Genomic DNA, 19,347 nt, shown 5'->3' on the forward strand with positions numbered 1-19,347 from the left:
CTCACGTCCCTGGCTGATGGACTCAAATTCGCGTCGACCAGCACTCAACCTGCCCCTTCACTGCTGATCCGACCCTGATCCGCTGCCACCGTCGATCTCCGGAAGTGCTCCAGGACGACGGGTGGCGTGGGATGAGGACGACTGACAGGCGGATGCGACGGCTGCGGTGGTGGGCGGCGCTGACGGTGGTGCTCCTGCTCGGTTCCGGGCTACCCGTGCTCAGCGGGAGGTCCGGGCTGTCCGAGGCGGTGGCCTTCGAGACGACCAGCAGCGTCAAGGGCGCGGAGCAGAACCAGTTCCACGCCTATGTCCGCGCCGGGGAACGGATCCAGGTCGCCGGGGCACCGATCGACGAGACCCTCGGCGTCACGATCACCGTCACCTCGCCCACCGGCACCGTGGCGGAGGTCCCGCCGACCGGTGTGGCCCAGACGTTCAGCACCGCCTCGGACGGCATCTGGCTGATCGACTACCGCGGTGCCACTCCCCGGGACGACAAGTACGACTGGACGATCCGGGTCTTCGACGGTGACGCCGAGCAGACCGGTCGCGTGTGGAGCTACGCCTATCGCCGGTACGACAGCACCGCGGGCGACTTCACCTACTGGGTGGTCAACGACCTCGGGTACCTCTACCGCGCAGAACTGACCGACTACCGCGGGATCTTCTCCCTGTTGCAGGCGACCTCTGTGGGCTGGACCGAGACGGACGACTGCACGCCGACCTACTCCTCGGTCGACATCACCGGCGGCGAGGTGCTCACCGGGGAGACGCTGCCCGTGCTCGACCAATGCGGTACGCAGTACCGGGTGTTCCTGGAGGAACCCGACCCGACGCTCCCCGCCACCGGCACCTCGGCGACGGGGACCGAGACGATCGTGCCGTCCCCGCTCGGCGTCGAGCAGCTCCAGGTCTCGCCGATGCGCTTCACGCCGGACAGCACGGCCACGCAGGGCACCTTCCGCTACACCATCGACAGTCGGTTCACCGGTGGGTACCTGTTCCAGGTGGACGCCGACGGCAACGGTTCCTACGACGACCCGGTCGACCGGGTGGTGCAACTGGGAGCCGACGGTGCCGGCGAGTACGAGTACGTCTTCGACGGACTGGACGGCCGAGGTCGGCCGATCGCCCCCGACGCGCTGCCGTCCGCCCGCCTGTTCTTCGACAAGATCGGCGAGATGCACATGGTGCAGATCGACGTGGAGGGTCGGGGCGGACTGCGCCTGCTGCGCACGACCGGGCCCTCCGCACCCGATGCGACGACCTACTGGGACGACTCCGTCCTCAGCACCGACGGACGGGACAGCCTCACCGAGCCGATGGCGTCCGGAACGGACGGCGTGGCCAGCACCCTCAGCACGCACGGCTGGTCCAACACCGGCACCAACCCGTGGGGCAACGACCGGATCATCGACGACTGGACCTATGCCCCGGCTGCTGTGGGATCGACCTCGGTCACCTTCGGTGGGCAGCAGCTCGGCGTCACCAAGGAGTCCGACCTGCCCGACGGGGCGCGACCCGGTGACACCGGGCACTACACGGTCACGATGACGAACACCGGGCGCGGTGACTTCACCGCCGAGACGCCCGCCACGCTGATCGACGACCTCGGTGCGGCGGTCGACGACCTCGCGGTCGACCCGGGCGGTGTGACCGCAACCGTCGACGGTGCCGACGTCTCGGCCGGCCTGACCAGCTCGGACACCGAGGTCCGCTGGCAGGGTGCGTTGGCGGCGGGCGCAAGCGTGGTCGTCACCATCCCGGTCACGGTGATCGGCGGTGGCGACGGCTCGGCCACCGACACAGCGTGGGCGCACGCGCCCTGGGACGTCACGACCACGACCCCGGCCTGCGACAGCACGGAACCGGCGGTCGCCTGCGTCACCGATGTGTTGCCCCGCCTCGTCGTGCATAAGGCCGCTGACACCGCCGACCAACCGGCGGTGGGGGATCGGGTGCACTACACGGTCACCGTCGGCAACGCCGGCCCCGGTGACACCACCGACGAGCGACCGGCCACCGTCGTCGACGACCTCAGTGGGGTCGTCGACGACGCCACACTCGTACCGGACTCCCTGACAGCGGACATCGGGGAGGTGGAGGCCACCGACGGCGGGCTGCGGTGGTCCGGCACCCTCGCCGCCGGTGACACCGCCACCATCGGCTACGACGTGATCTACCGGGGTGGCGGCGACAACACCCTGGTCAACTCGGCCTGCGTGCCGGAGGGTCACCAGGTCGTGGGCGAGGAACCCTGTCGAACGGTCACCGTGCCCGGCCGGGTGGTGTCCTCGCTGGACCTCGCCAAGACCGCGACGCTGCGCGACACCGACGAGAACGGGGTGGCCGATCCGGGAGAGTCGATCGGCTACGCCTTCACCGTGGTCAACACCGGCAATACCACCGTGACGGGGCTGACCATCGACGACCCGACGATCGCCGCCGACGGCATCACGATCAGCTGTGACGTCGACACCCTGGCCCCGGGACGGGTCGCCACCTGCGCCACGACGGCGGACCGGCCGGTGACCGAGGCGGATCTGCTCGCCGGGTCCATCGAGAACACCGCCACCGCCGTCGCCACGGACCCTGACGGTGGCCGGGTCGCAGCCGAGGACCGGGCCACCGTCCCGTCCGCCCCGGTGCGGTCGGCGCTCACCCTGGCCAAGCACGGCACGCTCGACGACGCCGTCACCCCCAACGAGACGGCGGACCTGGGCGAGGCAATCAGGTACGGCGTCGAGCTGACCAACACCGGGAACGTGACGCTGCACGACGCGCGGATCGTGGACCCGACGCTGAGCGACGCCGGACTGTCGATCGAGGACTGTCCCGCGTCCCTCGCCCCGGGTGAGTCGGCGGTCTGCTGGGCCACAGCGGACTACACGGTGACCCAACAGATGATGGACACCCTGACCGTGGTCACGAACACCGCGTGGGCCACGGCCACCGATCCCACCGGCCGGGACGTCACGTCACCGGAATCCACGGTGGAGATCCCGGTGACCGCCGCGGCACCGGCGCTCCGCCTGGTCAAGCACGCCGCCCTGGACGACGCGGTGGCCGCCAACGACACGGCGGACGCGGGGGAGTCGGTGCGCTACAGCTTCGAGCTCACCAACAGCGGCAGCGTCACCCTCGGTGAGCTGCGGGTCGAGGATCCGATGCTGACGGACGCGGGCATCGCGGTCACCGAGTGTCGGCAGGACGGGCAGGTGGTGACCTCCCTCGCCCCCGGTGCCACGGCGATCTGCGACACCGATGACGCCCTGGTGATGAGTCAGGAGCAGTTCGACGCGCTGGCGGGGACCTCGCTGTCCAACACCGCAGTGGCGTACGGCACCGGTCCGGACCGCGCCGAAGTCGCGGCGCCCCCTTCCACGACGGACACCCCGGTCACCGACCCGGCACCGGCTCTCACCCTGAGCAAGGAGCAGGGCACCTGGACCGATGTGAACGGCAACGGGTCGGTCGATGCGGGTGACACCACCAGCTACCTGTTCCGGGTGCGGAACACCGGCACCGTCACGGTGTCCGACATCGCGGTCACCGATCCGCTCCTGACCGAGCGCGGGGTGGACCTCACCGACTGCCACGTCACCACACTCGCCGTCGGCTCGACCACCAGCTGTGAATCGGGGCCGTTGACCCTGGACGCCGACGATGCCGCGGCGGGACACCTGCTCAACACCGCCACCGCGACCGGAGCGACCGGAGACGGCACCGCCCTCAGCTCCGATCCGGCGACCCACGATCTTCCCCTGCCCGACGTCGAGTACCGGAAGTCGGTCGAGGCCGACAGCGAGCCGGTGCTGGCGGGCAGCATCCTGACGTACACCATCGCCCTGACCAATCACGGTGCGGCGGCGGGGCCGGTGGCGCGGGACGACGTGCTGTCCGACGTGCTGGACGACGCGGAACTGCTCGACCCGCCCACCGTGGAACCGACGGATGCCGGGGTGAATCTCGGCCCGGTCACCGACGGACGGTTCGCGATCGACGGCACGCTGGCGCCCGGCGCAACGGCGACCGTCACCTACCGGGTGCGGGTGCTGCCGGACGACGAGCGGGGATCGGGCTCCCGCGCGGTCAACTACCTGGTGCCACGGGGTGAGGACGCACCGGACGGCTGCGCACCCGAGGCCGGGCAGTGCACCGACACCCCCTTGTCGGTGCTGCGGGTGCTGAAATCCGTGGACGCCGGGCCGGACGCCGACCTGCAACCGGGTCAGCGGCTGACCTACACCCTGACCTTCGGCAATGAGGGCACGGCGTCGGTGCCGGTGGATCGGGTCGACGACCTCACCCACGTGCTGGACGACGCCGCGTGGGTACCGGGGTCGGCGCGCTCCTCGGATCTGACGGCCCTCGCGGTCGAGTTCACCTCGCCCCGGCTGCGCGTGGTGGGTCGGCTGGACGCGGGGGCGAGCGTGAGCATCACCTATCAGGTGGTGGTGAATCCGGCCGGTGAGCTGGGCGACCACGTGCTGAGCAACTACGTCCTCGCACCGGATCAACCACTCCCGGATCCGCGGGCGTGCACCGGTGGCGGTACCTGCACGGTCGGGTACTCCGGCGAGCTGGGCATCGGCAAGACCTCGTCCGCCTCCAGCACCCCGCTGGTCGCGGGGAGCACCGTCGACTACGTGCTGACGTTCGCCAACTCCGGTGCCGGTGCCGTCCCGGTCGACCACCGGGACGACCTCACCGGTGTCCTGGACGACGCCGACTGGGACCCGACGACCCTGGACGTGTCCGCCGGACTGCGAGCCGAACGCGACGGCGATCAGCTGGTGATCACCGGTGCCGTCGCCGCGGACAGCGTCGCGACCGTGCGCTATCGGGTGACGGTACGGGCCGATGCCGACCGCACGGGCGACGACCTGCTGATCAACCACCTGCTCGCCGCGGGTGACCCCGGGCCGGGTGAGGTGTGCGCCGCGACCGTCACCTCGACCTGCGACCAGGTCGCCCAGATCGAGTACGCCAAGACGGTCGCGGTCGAACCGGCAGGTCCGGTCGTCGCCGGCAGCGTGCTCACCTACACCGTCACCGCGCGCAATGCGGGGCAGGGTTCCGGGGTCGTCGACCGGGAGGACGTGCTCGGTGATGTTCTGGACGACGCGGCGCTCCGGTCCGCGCCGGTGGTGACCCCCGCGGACGCCGGGGTCCAGGTCGGTCCGGTCACCGACGGCCGGTTCGCGATCACCGGGGCCCTCGGGGCAGGTGCGGAGGTCACGATCACCTACCAGGTCGAGGTGTTGCCGGATGCGCGGCGCAGCGCCGGGTCACAGGCGGTGAACTGGCTCGTGCAGCCGGGCACCGCGCCCGACGGCGCCTGCCGGACGGAGGATCCGGCATGCACGGCGACCGGGCTTCCCCTGCTCAGCGTCACCAAGACCTCCGATCCGGCGTCCGGGGCTCACCTCGAACCCGGCGACCGGGTGGACTACACGGTCAGCTTCCGGAACACCGGCACGGCAGACGCTCCGGTGGATCGGGTGGACGATCTGACGCAGGTGCTGGACGACGCCGCGCTCGCCGGCGGCTCGGTGACGTCCTCCGACCCGGAGCAGGTGACGGCCGAGCTGACCGGCTCGCGGCTCGCGCTCACCGGAGCCGTAGCACGGGAGGCCACGGTCACGGTCACGTACTCGGTGATCGTGCGCCCGGACGGTCAGCAGGGCGACCACCTGCTGACCAACCATGTCCTGATGCCGGACGACCCGACGCCGACCGAATGTCTGGCCGGGGCGGTGTGCGTCACGCACTTCGCCGGTGACCTCGCCGTCAGCAAGACCGCTGTCCCCTCCGCCACACCCCTGCTGGCCGGCGACACGGTGGAATATCAGCTGCGGTTCACCAACTCGGGCACCGCCCCGGCGACCGTCTCGCACATCGACGACCTGACGCAGCTGGTCGATGACGCCGTGGTCGGTGCCGCGACTGTCGATGACGCCCTCACCGTCACAGCCCAGGACGACCGACTGGTGATCGGCGGCGCGGTCCCCGCGGGGTCCAGCGCCAGCGTGCGCTACACCGCCACAGTGCGTCCCGACGCTGAGCGCGGTGACAACCTGGTGGTCAACCACCTGGTCGCCGACCCCGACGGCACCGGTCAGGCCACCACGTCGGAGCCACCGGACCCGGACGGAGCCTGCACCAGCACGACCACCAGCACCTGCCACGAGGTCGCCCAGGTGGTCTACACCAAGTCGGTCGTCGCCGACCCGGCCACCCTGATCGACGACCAGATCGTCGCGGGCACCCTGCTCAGGTACACGATCACGGCACACAACCAGGGCCGGGGCGTGGGTGTCGTCCAGCGCAGCGACGACCTGTCCGACGTGCTCGACGATGCCGACCTGGCCACGCCGCCGGTGTCGGACAACCCCGCGGTACGCGTGTCGGAACCGGTGGACGGCAGCTTCACTCTGACCGGCAGCCTCGGCACCGATCAGAGCGCGCGGGTGACCTACACCGTGCGGGTCCGGGACGAGGCGGACCGGGTATCCGGTGACGCGACCGCGACCAACCGTCTGCTGTTGGACGGTGAGGAGACATGCGACACAGCCCCCGACGCATGCACCAGCACCCCGCTGCCGCGCATCGGCTACGCGAAGTCGGTCGAGCTGAGCGAGGACGGCAGCACGCTGGCCTACACGATCACCGTGACCAACGGGGGGACGGCCACCGGTGTGGTCGACCGGGAGGACGTGTTGACCGACGTCCTCGACGACGCGGCACTGACGGGCGAGCCGGAGACCGATCAACCGACCGTGACGATCACCCCGGTCGGCGAGGGCCGGTTCGCGCTGGGCGGCACACTCGCGGCCGGTGCGGTCGCGCACGTCACCTACACGGCGACGGTCCGGCCGGACGCGGAACGGGCGACAGCGAACGCGGTCGCCCGGAACGCCCTGGTGCGCCCCGGTGACCCAGCGCGCTGCGGTCCGGACGTTCCGTGCACCAGCACCCCGCTGCCTCTGATCCGCTACGACAAGTCGGTCAGCGCGGAGGACTCGCCGCTGGTCGAGGGATCGGTGCTGCGGTACCGGATCACGGTGACGAACGCCGGCTCGGCCCCCGGACGAGTCACCCGCGAGGACGACCTGAGCGACGTGCTGGACGACGCCGAGCTCCTGGACGATCCGGTGTCCGACACGGCATCGGTCCGGGTAACACCGCTGGACGCGACCACGGGCCGCTTCGGTATCGACGGCACCCTCGATCCCGGGGCCACGGCGACGATCACCTACCGGGTCCGGGTGGTGAGTGACGCGGATCGGGTGAATGGCAACGACCTGGCGTTGAATGTCGTGGTGCCGCCGGGTGAGCCCGGTGGGGCCGACGCCTGCGGGCCGGACACCCCCTGCACCTCCACCCCGATCCCGCGGCTGACCTACACCAAGGACGTGGTGGCCGATTCGGACCCGGTGGTGTCCGGCACGGTCCTGACCTACACCGTCACCGCGACCAACGCGGGCAGCGGCGTCGGTCTGGTGGATCGCACGGATGACCTGACCGGGGTGTTGGACGACGCCGCCCTGCTCGACCGGCCGGCGCTGACCGACGGGCCGACCACGGTGACGGTGTCGCCGGTGACCGACGGCCGCTTCGATCTCGGCGGCACGCTCGAACCGGGGGAGACCGCCACGATCCGCTACCGGGTCCGGGTGCTTCCCGAGGCCGAGCGGTCCGACGGCGACCGGCGCGCGGTGAACCTCCTGATCCCTGGCCACGGCTGCACCGACAGCGACGACTGTGGTGCGCGAACCGAGACCCCTTTGCCCTTCATCGAGGTCACCAAGACGGTCGATCCGGCATCCGGGACGTCGACCGAGGCGGGGCAGGAGCTGACCTACACCGTGCAACTCAGCAACACCGGCACCGCGGCGGAGCGAGTGGAGCGGGTGGACGACCTCGGTGGCGTGCTGGACGACGCCGATCTGGTCACGGACTCGATCCGGTTCGACGGCGGGACCGGGTGGACCATGACCCGCGAGGACGCGTCCAGGATCGCCGTCAGCGGCACGCTCGATCCCGGCCGGACGGTCACGCTGACCTACCGGGTGACGGTGCGCCCGCAGGGTGCTCTGGGCGACCACGTCCTGCTCAACCGCGTCCTACGACCCGCTGAGCTGACCTCCACCGGCCTGAGCTGTCTGCCCGACCAGGTGTGCACCAGCAACCCGGTCGGTGAGGTGGCGGCGACCAAGACGTCGGACCCGGAGTCCGGCACGACCGTGCACGTCGGGGATGTGGTGCGGTACGCGCTGACCTTCGGGAACGTCGGCGAGGGGACCGCGGGCGTTGCCCACCGGGACGACCTGTCAGCGGTGCTCGACGACGCCGAACTGACCGAGGCACCCACCTCCTCCGATCCGGCGCTCGCGGTCGGCCGGACCGGGGATCAGCTGGTGATCACCGGGACGTTGGCGCCGCACGCGACCGTGACCGTCCGGTACGCGGTCACGGTGCGGGCACAGGCGGACCGTGGTGACGCGATGCTGACGAACCAGGTGCTCCGCGACGGTGAGCAGCCGACCGTCGGGTGTGATCCTGGACGGCCGTGCACCCAGCATCCGGTGGCCGACGATCCGGTGCCGCACCGCCTGTTGTCGATCCCGGGCCTCGCTCGGACCGGTGTCGCCCTGGGTGGGGTGCTGGTGGCGGCCGGGTGTGCCTTCGTGATCGGGTTCGTGCTGACCCGGTTCGGCGGACAGGGTGTCGGAGGTGGCGGCTCCGCGGGCGGCAGGCGCGGCAGTCTCGGGTACCGGAACCGCCGCTCGGGGCGGCAGGGCGGCACCTCGTGAGCCTCAGCCCCCGAGCACCTCGACCTCGATCTCGTGCGGCCACCCGTCCAGGATCTCGGCGGCGTGCGAGCGCGCGACCCGCTCGGCCGTCACCTGGTCCGGAGCCTCACCACGCAGGTCGAAGACCACCACCGCCGGTCCGACGAAGTCCGGGGGAGCGTCGTCGCGCAGAGCGCCGAGAGCGTCGGCCATCCCGGCGCGGGTCTCGTCATCGGGCACATCGGAGACGGAGAGATGAGCGACGTAGTCCGGCATGGCCGCATCCTGCCGCGAGGGTCCGACATTCGGGTGGTTCTGCCCGCGTTCGCGCCCGCCGGATCACTCGTCGGCGCGGTTCAGTCGGCGGACCGGCGCAGCTTCGGGCAGAGTGTCCGGGTGGGCGATGTCAGGGACCTTCGATCGGCACCGGCGGTGCGTCGTGCCGACGCCCGGGCGGAACGCGACGAATTGGTCCTCGATGCCCGCCGCACGGCACCGCGGGCGGCGCGGCACTGGATCATGAATCGTGTGGCTGCCTCCGGCGTGTACGGCTCGGAGAACCAGGTGATCGAGCTGCTCACCGGCGAGGTGGTGGCGAACGCCGTGGTGCACGGACCCGAGCACGGGCGGATCCGGGTGGGCATCCGGGTCGACGAGCGCGGCGTGCTGGTCTCGGTGACCGACGAGAGCCCGGCGACCCCAGTGGTGCGGCACCCCGAACCGACAGCCGTCAGTGGACGCGGCATGGCCCTGGTCGAGGCACTCGCCCAGACCTGGGGAGTCGACCACCAGAAGGTCGGCAAGACCGTCTGGTTCCTGGTCGCCACCGAGTCGGACTGACCGGCCCCGGCCGGATCGGCCCACCGTCGGCCCACCCGACCGGGGGATCAACCCACCAGCGCCACCCGGCCAAGCTCCTCCCCGCCGGTCACACCGCCAGGTCCACCACCAGCGCCCGGTGGTCGGACATCCCGGTGTTCACCGCGATCGGTTCGCTGGTCGCACGCACCGGCCCGTCCAACAGCACGTGGTCGATCTGCCGCTCGGGCACCTCCACCGGGAAGGTCATCGCCTGCCCAGCGCTGCGCCACCGGCTGATCAGGGCCGGTGCCCTGCCCTCCAGGTTCAGGTCACCCGTCACCACCAGCGGCCGGGCCAGCGGTCGGCAGGAGCGCACCAGGCGACGCAGCTGCACCGCGTTCCAGCCCGGGATGAACGTCAGATGGGTCGCGACGACGGTCACCGATCCGGTCTCGGTCTCCACCTCCGCCGCCAGCGCGGCGCGCTGCTCGTCCCGCACCAGGGAAGGGCGCCGGTTCCCGCGGTGCACCATCGGCACCCGGGTCGGCAGGGTCGGCAGCGCGAGCACCCGCCAGCGACGCACCGGCAGTCGGCTGAGCAGGGCGATCCCGTAGGCGGAGGACTCGGGCTGCCGGTCACCGGTGGCGGCGGTCCAGGTGCCGGGCTGCCCGTGCAGGGTGGCCACGAACCGGTGATGGGTGGCGCCCATCGCCTCGGCGGCCACCGCGGTCAGGTCGGCCTGGTGCGAGCGCGGTTGATCGCGGTCGACCTCCTGCAGTGCCACCACGTCGGCGTCGAGTCCGGCCACGGCGGCTCCGAACCGGTCCAGGTCGACCCGGCCGTCGCTGAGTCCACGTCCGTGCAGGATGTTGAAGGTCGCAAGTCTCACCAGGCGATTCTGTCCGCCGGACTGCGACCGCGCCCGTCGTCGTGTACACCCGAGGCATGGCAGCCACCCCTCCCGCCGACGCCACGGTCCGCGCCGGAGCGCTCGCCGCGCCCGGTGACAGCCAGGATGTCGCGCACCCGCCGGACATCCGGACCGCCCTCCAGGACGCGCTCCGCCTCACGGCGGTGGCACTGACCGAGGCGGGGGTCTCGTTCGCGTTGGTCGGTGGCTACGCGGCCTGGGCCCGGGGCGCGCCGGAGCCGAGCCACGACGCCGACTTCGCGGTGGCGGAGGAGGACGCCGACCGGGCGCGGGAGGCGATCGCGGCCGCGGGGCTCGAGGTGCGCGAACCGGCGGAGAACTGGCTGTTCAAGGCCTTCCACCACGGGGCGATGGTCGATGTCCTCTACCGGATGGTCGGCGAGCCGATCACCCCCGCGATGCTGGGCCGGTCCGAGGAGATCGAGGTGCTCGCGGTGCGGATGCCGGTGTTGGACGCCACCGACATCCTGTCCGCCAAGATGCGGGTGCTCGGGGAGCACTACTGCGACTTCACCCGGATGTTGGCGATCGCCCGGGCGCTGCGGGAACAGATCGACTGGGACCGGGTGCGCGCGGAGACCGCCGACACCCCCTACGGCCGGGCGTTCCTGCTGCTGGTGCACCAGCTCGGCATCAGTCCGGTCGGTCCGGTGTCGCCAGCGGAGTGAGACCGCGGTGCAAGATCGGGTCGGCTGCCGACACAGGGAACACAGAGGATGTCCCTGTGTGGCCGCCGACCCGGCGCGCCCACCGACCCGGAGGTGATCAGTGAGCGACAGTGCAGCCGACGACTGGTTCACCGCGCTGTTCCAGGACCACGCCGATGCCGTACACCGCTACCTGCTGCGCCGTGGGGCCGGACCGGAGGCCGAGGATCTGACGGCAGAGGTGCTCACCGTCGCCTGGCGTCGTCGCGCGGACGTCCCGGCCGGTGCGGAGCTGCCCTGGCTGTATCGGACGGCCGGGTTCGTGCTGGCGAACCATCGGCGCAAGGGCCGACCGGTGCCGGTGGGCGAGCTGCCCGACGAGCCCGACCCCGACGACCCGGCATTGCAGGCGGTGCGGGACGACCAGGTGCGTCGGGCGCTCGCGGCGCTGAGCGTCCGGGACCGGGAGGTGTTGCTGTTGTCCGCCTGGGAGGGGTTGTCCGGCGTGGAGCTCGCGGCGGTGCTCGGCATCGGCCGTGGCGGTGCCGACGCCGCGTTGTCCCGGGCCCGCGCCCGGCTCCGGGAGAGCTGGGCCACGCACGCCTGACCGTGCAAGACCGGGCCCGGTGGGCACATAAACCGGTCAGATCACCCCGAGCCGACCCAGGAGGCAGCGATGGACGAGCAGCACGAGCACGACGAGGCATTCGCGCGGCTCCGGGCGTCCGACCCGGCAGCGGCGGCGCAGCTGGACCATGACGCCCTGCACCGGGACGTCGAGCGACGGATCGCCGACCAGCCGGCTCAGTCCCGGTCGTCGTCGTCGGCGCTGTCGTCCCGGTGGTGGCAGGTGGCGGCGGCGGTCGCCGCGGTGGCGGTGGTCGGCGGTGCCGGGTTCTGGGCCGGACGGGGCACGGAGTCGACGACGGCGGCGGTGCCCGCGATCACCCTGGAGCAGTCCGGCACCGAGGGGGCGTTCGCGGCGCAGGATCAGAAGGCGAGCGCCGATCTGCGGATGTGGTCGCCGGGTCGGGTGGTGTTCTCCGCCGCCGACGGCCTGGGCGATGAGGCGGGCAACGCCCACGCGTGGGGGTTGGACGCCGGATCGGTGTTCTCCGCGGACTCGGTGGCCCGGCTGGCGGCCGCGCTCGGGGTCACCGGAGACCCGGTACAGCAGGACGGCAGCTGGCTCGTCGGTCCGCAGGACGGCAGTGGGCCGTCGGTCTCGCTGTACTCGGACGGCACGGCGTCGGTGAACTACTACGACCCGGCGCGCGACCCGTGGAACTGTGCGTCGACGGGGACTGCCGACGATGCGCAGGCGACTATCGACCCGGTGGCTCCCTGTGAGCCGACCGGCCCGCAGCCGTCCGCCGACGACGCGACGGCGGCGCTGCGCGAGGTGATGACGGCGATCGGGCTCGACCCGGCGCAGTTCCAGTTCTCGACACCGGACGTCGGTCAACCGGCGAGCACCTCGGTGACCGCCGAGCGGGTGATCGACGGGCAGGGCACCGGGTTGACCTGGAACGCGACGGTGGTGGCGGACGGGGTGCAGAGCCTGTACGGCCAGCTCGCCCCGGTGGTCGACCTGGGTGAGTACCCGGTGGTCGGGGCGACGACCGCGGTGCAGCGGATGGCGGATCCGCGCTTCGGCGCCGGGTCGACCGGATTCATGCCGCTGGCCCGGGACGGGGTCGCCGTCGCCGACGGTGCCGCCACGCCCGAGGCCGAGCCCGTCGCCCCGCAGTCCCCGGCCCCCGAAGCGACGACCTCGCAGTCGCCGGCGGCCGAGCCGACGGCCCCGGAGGCCACGGACCCGGAGCCCACGACCCCCGACCCGGGCAGCACCGACGCCCCGGCAGCCACCACCCCGCCGACCGCCACCCCTGGCGGCCCGATCGCATGGCCGGTGCAGCAGGTGACGATCACCGAGGCGCAGCGCGGTCTGACCCAGCTGTTCCAGGCGGACGGTGCCGTGATCCTTGCCCCGGCGTACCTGCTCACCGGTGACGACGGCAGCACGTGGAGCGTGCTCGCGGTGGCCGACTCCGGACTCGCCTTCGACTGACCCGGCGCCACCGAGCAGCTCGCCGCACCCGGCCGCACCCGGCCGCCACCACCCGGCCCGCGGACCCATCGCGGATCGGCAGGCGGGGCGGGACGACGACCCAGCGGTTGCCGTCCGCCGGCCCGGGCGGCAGCGTCGGAGCATGACGACACCCCGGCACGGTCATGGAGCACGGCACGGCGTGAGCACCGGATCGGTGCTGTGGCGATCGGCGGCCCTCGGGGTCGCCGCCGGGAGCCGGGGGAGTCTGGGCGTCGCCGGGCCGGTGCTGTCGTCGGGTGCCGGACGGTTGACCCGGTGGCCGGTGCTCTGCGGTGTGGTCGGCGAGCTGGTCGGCGACAAGCTGCCGAGCACACCCAGCCGCTTGATCCCGCCCGGTCCGCAGGCCCGCGCGGTGGCGGCGGCGACGGGTGGGGTGGCGCTGGCCCGGCGTGCGCATCGACCCCTGTGGTCGGCCGCGGTGGTCGCGGCATCGGCGTCGGTGCTCGGCACCTGGGGCGGCGCCGCGTGGCGGTCCTGGTCGGCGCGCCGTGGACCCGACTGGCGGGGCGCGCTGGTCGAGGATGCCGTCGCCCTCACCCTGACGGCGTTGGCCTGCCGCGACCGCCGCTGACCGGCGGCGGGTGCGCCGGAGGCGTGAACTGCTTCGGATCGGGGTCCGGAGGTCGATAGGGGGAGCGTCATTCGTATCCCATGGAGGGGCCCCCACAGATGAGCAGCACGCAGCGACGGGTCTGGGCCGACCGGCCGGTCCTGGTCAAGATCCTCACCGCCGTCGCGGTCATGTTCCTGGCGACCGCCGTGCTCGCCGTCGTGGCGCTCAGCTCGCTGCGCACCCTCCGGGCCGACGCCGCGCAGATGTACGGCGACAACGTCCAGCCCTTGCAGGTGCTGTCCGAGATCCAGCGGTCCTACCAGGGTGACCGTGCCCGGGTGATCCAGTACGGGATCGCCGACGCCGAGACCCGCGCCACCCTGCGCGACGAGCTGACCGAGCGGCAGGGCGACCTCGACGACCTGCTGGCCGACTACCGCCCGGGCGCTGCCGACCCGGCCGGGGTGGACGCGATCACCGCGGCCCTGGACGACTACTACTCGGCCGCCGAGGACGAGCTGTTCCCGCTCGCGGACAAGGGCGACGCGGCGGGATTCGCCGCCTATTTCAATGACACCGTCCGTCCGCTGACCACCGCGGTGATGGACGCGATGCAGGCCGAGTCCGACGGTCAGGGCGAGCAGGCCGCCGACCTGGCGGCCTCGACCGACTCGCTGGCGAACCGGTCGATCCTCACCGTGGTGATCGTGGCGCTGGTCGGCGCGCTGGGCGCGTTCGCGCTGGCCATCGGGGTCGCCCGGTCGATCGCCCGTCGGCTCGGGCACGTGTCGGTGGCGCTGTCCGCCGCCGGTGACGGTGACCTGACGGTCGCCTCGGATGTGACCGGGAACGACGAGGTCGGCCGGCTCGCGGTGGACCTGGCTCGCACCCAGGAGTCGCTGCGGTCGCTGGTCTCCGGTGTGGTCGAGACGGCGCAGACCGTCGCCGCCGCCGCCGAGGAGCTGTCGGCCGCCTCGTCGCAGGTGGTGGCCGGGTCGGATCAGACGTCGGCGCAGGCGGGTGTGGTGGCGGCTGCTGCCGAGCAGGTGTCGCGGAACGTGCAGACGGTGGCGGCTGGTGCCGAGGAGATGGGTGCCAGCATTCGGGAGATCGCGCAGAACGCCTCGCAGGCGGCGAAGGTCGCTGGTCAGGCCACGGATGCTGCTGCGGTGACCAATGATCAGGTCGCGAAGCTGGGGGAGTCCTCGGTGGAGATCGGCAACGTGGTCAAGGTCATCACGTCCATTGCGGAGCAGACGAATCTGTTGGCGTTGAACGCGACCATCGAGGCCGCTCGTGCCGGTGAGGCCGGTAAGGGCTTCGCGGTGGTGGCCGGTGAGGTCAAGGAGTTGGCGCAGGAGACGGCGAAGGCGACCGAGGACATCGCGCGCCGGGTGGAGACCATCCAGGCCGATACCTCGGGTGCGGTGACGGCGATCGGGGAGATCTCGACGATCATCGCGAGCATCAACGACTACCAGCTGACCATCGCCAGCGCCGTGGAGGAGCAGACCGCGACCACCACGGAGATGTCCCGGTCGGTGGCCGAGGCCGCGACCGGCTCCGGGGAGATCGCGAACAACATCACCGGGGTGGCTTCCGCCGCCAACGCGTCCAGCCAGACCCTGGGGCAGATGGGGTCGGCCATCGACGAGCTGGCCCGACTGTCCGAGGACCTGCGCGGCCGGGTGTCCCGCTTCACCTACTGAGTGCCATGACGGAAAGGGCTGCACCCGATCGGGTGCAGCCCTTTCGTGGTCCCACCCGGCCGTCCGTGGTCGCCCTCGGCGCATTCAGGGGAAACGGGAGGTGAACGCTCACACCGACGGGAAGCCGTCCGATGGGCGGGCCGAGGGGCACCGGGGGAGGTGGCCCACAGACGAGGGAGTCAACGGATGCCGCAGAGATGGCGTCGGTCGGCGGCAGTGGCCGTCGTGGGACTGATCGGTGCTGCCGGGATGACGGCGTGCAGCTCCACGGACGACGGCGCGGGGGATCGCCCGCTGGTCGGGGTCGCGATGCCCACCACGACCTCCGACCGCTGGATCGCCGACGGGGAGAACGTCCAGGCCCAGTTGGAGGCACTCGCCTACGAGGTGGACCTGCGGTACGCGGACGACGACGTGCCGACCCAGGTCCAGCAGCTGCAGGAGATGATCGACGAGGGCGCCGACGCACTGGTGATCGGATCCATCGACGGCGTGGCGCTCAAGGACGTGCTCGCCGACGCCGCCGCCGCCGACATCCCGGTGATCGCCTACGACCGGCTGATCCGCGAGTCCGGCGATGTGGACTTCTACGCCAGCTTCGACAACGCCCGGGTCGGCGTGCAGCAGGCCACCACCCTGTTGCAGGGCCTCGGGGTGCTGGACGACGCGGCGAAGCCGACCGGTGCGAACGGACCGTTCACCATCGAGCTGTTCGCCGGGTCCGCCGACGACAACAACGCCACCGTGTTCTACCAGGGTGCGATGCAGGTGCTGCAGCCGTACCTGGACTCCGGTGTGCTGGTGGTCGGATCGGGGGAGACCGACTTCGACCAGATCGCCACCGAGCGCTGGGACCCGAAGAACGCCGCCGCCCGGATGACCGAGCTGCTGCCGCGCTACACCGCCGGTGCCCGGCTGGACGGGGTGCTCTCGCCCTACGACGGCCTGTCCATGGCCATTCTGGATGTGGTGAAGAAGGCCGGTCTGCCGCAGCCGGTGGTCACCGGGCAGGACGCCGAGCTGGCCTCCGCCCAGTCGATCGCCGACGGCGGGCAGTACGCCACGATCTTCAAGGACACCCGCCAGCTCGCCGAGGTCGCCGTGCAGATGGTGCACGCGCTGATCAGCGGCGCCGAGCCCGAGGTCAACGACACCACCTCCTACGACAACGGGGTGATCGTGGTGCCGTCCTACCTGCTGGCACCGCAGGTCGTCACCGAGCAGAACTACTCCGCCGTCCTGGTCGACGGTGGGACCTACACCGCACAGGAGCTGAGCTGATGGCCGCCGAGACCCGCCGCCGCCGTGCTGCCTGGTTCTGGGACCGCCCGGTCGCGGTCAAGATCGCCGTCACCCTGCTGGTGCTCGGCGGTACCTTCGCCGCCGTCGGCGGCACCGGCGCGGTCGCGCTGTACCGGGCCGGGCAGAACCTGGAGGAGATGTCCGGCCTGACCGGCGACCTGCAGACGGCGATGGCCGAGCTGCGCACCGGTCAGACCCGCAGCCACCTGCTGATGCACCGGGCGGCGGAGGCGACCGACGAGTCGCTGCGCACCCAGTTGCTCACCTCCTCGGAGTGGAACGACCAGGACGTCGCCGCGCAGATCGATCTGATCAACGGCTTCCCGGAGTCGAACACCCAGCAGTGGTCGGACTTCACCACTCGCTGGGAGGCCTGGACCGCCTACCGCGACGCCTCGGTGCTGCCGCTGGTCGAGCAGGGCGACGTCGACGGTCTGGCCGTCGCGTTGGCCGCGGATGTGTCCGCCGACCCGGAGTGGGCAGGCCGGGCGTTGGCGCTGGCCCAGGGCCAGATCGACGCCCAGGTGGAACAGATCCTGGCCCGCTCGCAGGCCGAGGTGGATCGGACGATCCTCGCGCTGGGCATCGCCTTCGCTGTGGGCGCCGGACTCTCCGGTGTGCTCGCGGTGCTGGTGACCCGGCGGATCACCGGCGCGGTCCGGACCGTGCAGCGTTCCCTGGAGGCGATGGCGGAGGGCGACCTCACCGTCGACGCTCCGGTGGAATGGCGGGACGAGACCGGCGCGATGGCCGACGCGCTGTCCGCGGCCCAGGGGTCGCTGCGCACCGCGCTGTCCCAGGTCGAGCAGGCGGCCGCCTCCGTCCAGCGCACCGCCGACCAGCTGACGTCGGCCAGTGGCGAGGCGGTGGACGGCACCAGCCAGACCAGCGAGCAGGCGGGGGTGGTGGCCACCGCCGCCGAGCAGGTGTCCCGCAACGTGCAGAGCGTGGCAGCGGGCGCCGAGCAGATGGGCGCCAGCATTCGGGAGATCGCCCAGAACGCCTCGCAGGCGGCGAAGGTCGCCGGTCAGGCCACCGAGGTCGCCGCCGCCACGAACGAGCAGGTCACCCGGCTCGGCGAGTCCAGCCAGCAGATCGGCAACGTGGTCAAGGTGATCACCAGCATCGCCGAGCAGACCAACCTGCTGGCGTTGAACGCGACCATCGAGGCGGCCCGGGCCGGGGAAGCGGGCAAGGGCTTCGCCGTCGTGGCCGGGGAGGTCAAGGAGCTGGCCCAGGAGACGGCGAAGGCGACCGAGGACATCGCCCGCCGGGTGGACGCGATCCAGGACGAGACCCGGGCGGCTGTCGTCGCCATCGGCGAGATCACCCAGACCATCGCCGGGATCAACGACTACCAGCTGACCATCGCCAGCGCGGTGGAGGAGCAGACCGCGACCACCACGGAGATGTCCCGTTCGGCATCGGAGGCAGCCACCGGCTCGGGCGAGATCGCGGGGGCGATCACCGGCGTGGCCGGAGCGGCGACGCGGTCGGTGGCCGGACTCGACCAGGTGGCCGAGCAGATCACCGAGCTCGCCGGACTGTCCGCCGAACTGCACGACCGGGTGTCCCGCTTCACGTTCTGAGCGCCACACCACACGCCACGCCCCACGTCCCGGCCCCGCGCCGAGGCGTGGGGCGCGGTGCGTCCGGTCAGCGGCGGCCCGCGCTGGCCCAGGTGAAGGTGCGGTCGAACTCGTCCTCGGTGAGGTGGAGCGTCTCGGCCTCGCCACCCGCACCGTCGGTGCCCCAGGGGTTCTGCACCACGATCCGGTCGCCCTCGACCCCGGTCACGTAGTAGACGTGCCACGACGAGATCGAGCGGTCGGTGACCCGCCAGGTCGTCAGAGCCGAGACCGGCCGCCGCTCGGCCATCGCCCGGCGGATGCGCGCGAGGGTCCGGCTCCGGGTGAACGGCAGCGGGTTCGTGGACAGGAAGTCGGTGGGCCGACCCGTCACCGCCGAGATGCCGGTCGACGGCCGCCCGGCGGTCAGGCCCGCGTAGCTGCCGCCACCGAGGACCTGCGCGGCCGCCTTCTCGTAGATCGACAGCCAACTCGGCACCCGGCCGTGGCGGGTCTGTTCCCCGGCGTAGACCGCCCGGCGGTTCGACGGGTGCACCGGAACCCATCCGGACACCGTCACCCGCACCGGCGCCCCGCGCCGAAACACCGTCACGGTGTACGTCCCGTTGGCGTTCACCGTGATGTTCCGGCGCACCGCGGCCACGTCGACCGCCGCGACCGCTCCGATCCCGGCGAGCAACCAGCAGTCGTTCGCCCTGCCCTGGGCGATCCCGCGCTCGCGCACGTCGTCCAGCGTGAACCGCACCGGCTCGCGCGCGGTGTCGATCCGGTCGCCGTCGAGGTAGCGCGGCTCGACGAACGGGAACCGTCGCACGACCGTCCGCACCTGCTCGGCGTCGGCCGTCAGCAGCAGCCAGGACGACAGCTCCAGCACGGTGTCGGTCATCGCGTCCCCCGTCCGGTC

12 protein-coding genes are annotated in these 19,347 nt (G+C 71.9%); 9 read left to right on the top strand and 3 right to left on the bottom strand.

Going from position 1 to position 19,347, the window contains the following annotated elements; translation table 11 throughout:
- Window positions 1–152 precede the first annotated feature (152 nt).
- On the top strand, window positions 153–8,819 hold the full coding sequence (locus HGK68_RS02450) for a DUF7927 domain-containing protein (protein WP_169164525.1): 8,667 nt from the start codon (window positions 153–155) through the stop codon (window positions 8,817–8,819).
- A gap of 3 nt (window positions 8,820–8,822) precedes the next feature.
- Here HGK68_RS02450 and HGK68_RS02455 read toward each other — a convergent pair whose 3' ends face one another.
- Complete coding sequence (locus HGK68_RS02455; RefSeq protein WP_169164526.1) at window positions 8,823–9,074, bottom strand: hypothetical protein; 252 nt, start codon at window positions 9,072–9,074, stop codon at window positions 8,823–8,825.
- Between the two features lie 243 nt (window positions 9,075–9,317).
- Here HGK68_RS02455 and HGK68_RS16010 point away from each other — a divergent pair, with 243 nt between their 5' ends.
- Window positions 9,318–9,638: an ATP-binding protein gene (locus HGK68_RS16010; RefSeq protein ID WP_246260521.1), complete on the top strand. Its 321-nt coding sequence runs from the start codon at window positions 9,318–9,320 to the stop codon at window positions 9,636–9,638.
- A gap of 88 nt (window positions 9,639–9,726) precedes the next feature.
- Here HGK68_RS16010 and HGK68_RS02465 read toward each other — a convergent pair whose 3' ends face one another.
- Window positions 9,727–10,488, bottom strand: a complete 762-nt coding sequence (locus HGK68_RS02465; protein WP_169164528.1) for an endonuclease/exonuclease/phosphatase family protein — start codon at window positions 10,486–10,488, stop codon at window positions 9,727–9,729.
- A 56-nt stretch (window positions 10,489–10,544) separates the two neighbouring features.
- Between HGK68_RS02465 and HGK68_RS02470 the strand changes: the two genes are divergently transcribed.
- The 7 genes from HGK68_RS02470 (at window position 10,545) to HGK68_RS02500 (ending at window position 18,443) form a co-directional block, all read left to right on the top strand.
- Window positions 10,545–11,198, top strand: coding sequence for a nucleotidyltransferase family protein (locus HGK68_RS02470; protein WP_169164529.1), 654 nt, complete (start codon window positions 10,545–10,547; stop codon window positions 11,196–11,198).
- Between the two features lie 100 nt (window positions 11,199–11,298).
- On the top strand, window positions 11,299–11,784 hold the full coding sequence (locus HGK68_RS02475) for an RNA polymerase sigma factor (protein ID WP_169164530.1): 486 nt from the start codon (window positions 11,299–11,301) through the stop codon (window positions 11,782–11,784).
- Between the two features lie 69 nt (window positions 11,785–11,853).
- Window positions 11,854–13,248 carry a hypothetical protein gene (locus HGK68_RS02480; protein ID WP_169164531.1) on the top strand — a complete coding sequence of 465 codons (1,395 nt, stop codon included), beginning with the start codon at window positions 11,854–11,856 and terminating at the stop codon, window positions 13,246–13,248.
- A 181-nt stretch (window positions 13,249–13,429) separates the two neighbouring features.
- Window positions 13,430–13,861 carry a hypothetical protein gene (locus HGK68_RS02485; protein WP_169164532.1) on the top strand — a complete coding sequence of 144 codons (432 nt, stop codon included), beginning with the start codon at window positions 13,430–13,432 and terminating at the stop codon, window positions 13,859–13,861.
- 98 nt (window positions 13,862–13,959) lie between these two features.
- Complete coding sequence (locus HGK68_RS02490; protein WP_169164533.1) at window positions 13,960–15,552, top strand: methyl-accepting chemotaxis protein; 1,593 nt, start codon at window positions 13,960–13,962, stop codon at window positions 15,550–15,552.
- Between the two features lie 186 nt (window positions 15,553–15,738).
- Window positions 15,739–16,833 carry a multiple monosaccharide ABC transporter substrate-binding protein gene (gene chvE / locus HGK68_RS02495; protein WP_169164534.1) on the top strand — a complete coding sequence of 365 codons (1,095 nt, stop codon included), beginning with the start codon at window positions 15,739–15,741 and terminating at the stop codon, window positions 16,831–16,833.
- Window positions 16,833–18,443, top strand: a complete 1,611-nt coding sequence (locus HGK68_RS02500; protein WP_169164535.1) for a methyl-accepting chemotaxis protein — start codon at window positions 16,833–16,835, stop codon at window positions 18,441–18,443. Before chvE ends, HGK68_RS02500 begins: the two co-directional genes overlap by 1 nt.
- A gap of 67 nt (window positions 18,444–18,510) precedes the next feature.
- Here the strand turns inward: HGK68_RS02500 and HGK68_RS02505 are convergent, their stop codons facing one another.
- The gene (locus HGK68_RS02505; RefSeq protein ID WP_169164536.1) at window positions 18,511–19,329 is read right to left on the bottom strand and encodes a C2 family cysteine protease; all 819 of its coding nucleotides are present in this window, start codon (window positions 19,327–19,329) and stop codon (window positions 18,511–18,513) included.
- Window positions 19,330–19,347 lie beyond the last annotated feature (18 nt).

Origin of the sequence: Cellulomonas taurus, from assembly GCF_012931845.1 — a bacterium.
GTDB lineage: Bacteria > Actinomycetota > Actinomycetes > Actinomycetales > Cellulomonadaceae > Cellulomonas > Cellulomonas taurus.

Excerpts from the sequence above, each read along its gene's own strand:
- HGK68_RS02450 (WP_169164525.1), top strand. The coding sequence starts at position 153 with ATGCGACGGCTGCGGTGGTGGGCGGCGCTGACGGTGGTGCTCCTGCTC.
- chvE (WP_169164534.1), top strand. The coding sequence starts at position 15,739 with ATGCCGCAGAGATGGCGTCGGTCGGCGGCAGTGGCCGTCGTGGGACTG.
- HGK68_RS02480 (WP_169164531.1), top strand. The coding sequence starts at position 11,854 with ATGGACGAGCAGCACGAGCACGACGAGGCATTCGCGCGGCTCCGGGCG.
- HGK68_RS02505 (WP_169164536.1), bottom strand. The coding sequence starts at position 19,329 with ATGACCGACACCGTGCTGGAGCTGTCGTCCTGGCTGCTGCTGACGGCC.
- HGK68_RS02455 (WP_169164526.1), bottom strand. The coding sequence starts at position 9,074 with ATGCCGGACTACGTCGCTCATCTCTCCGTCTCCGATGTGCCCGATGAC.
- HGK68_RS16010 (WP_246260521.1), top strand. The coding sequence starts at position 9,318 with ATGAATCGTGTGGCTGCCTCCGGCGTGTACGGCTCGGAGAACCAGGTG.
- HGK68_RS02500 (WP_169164535.1), top strand. The coding sequence starts at position 16,833 with ATGGCCGCCGAGACCCGCCGCCGCCGTGCTGCCTGGTTCTGGGACCGC.
- HGK68_RS02490 (WP_169164533.1), top strand. The coding sequence starts at position 13,960 with ATGAGCAGCACGCAGCGACGGGTCTGGGCCGACCGGCCGGTCCTGGTC.
- HGK68_RS02470 (WP_169164529.1), top strand. The coding sequence starts at position 10,545 with ATGGCAGCCACCCCTCCCGCCGACGCCACGGTCCGCGCCGGAGCGCTC.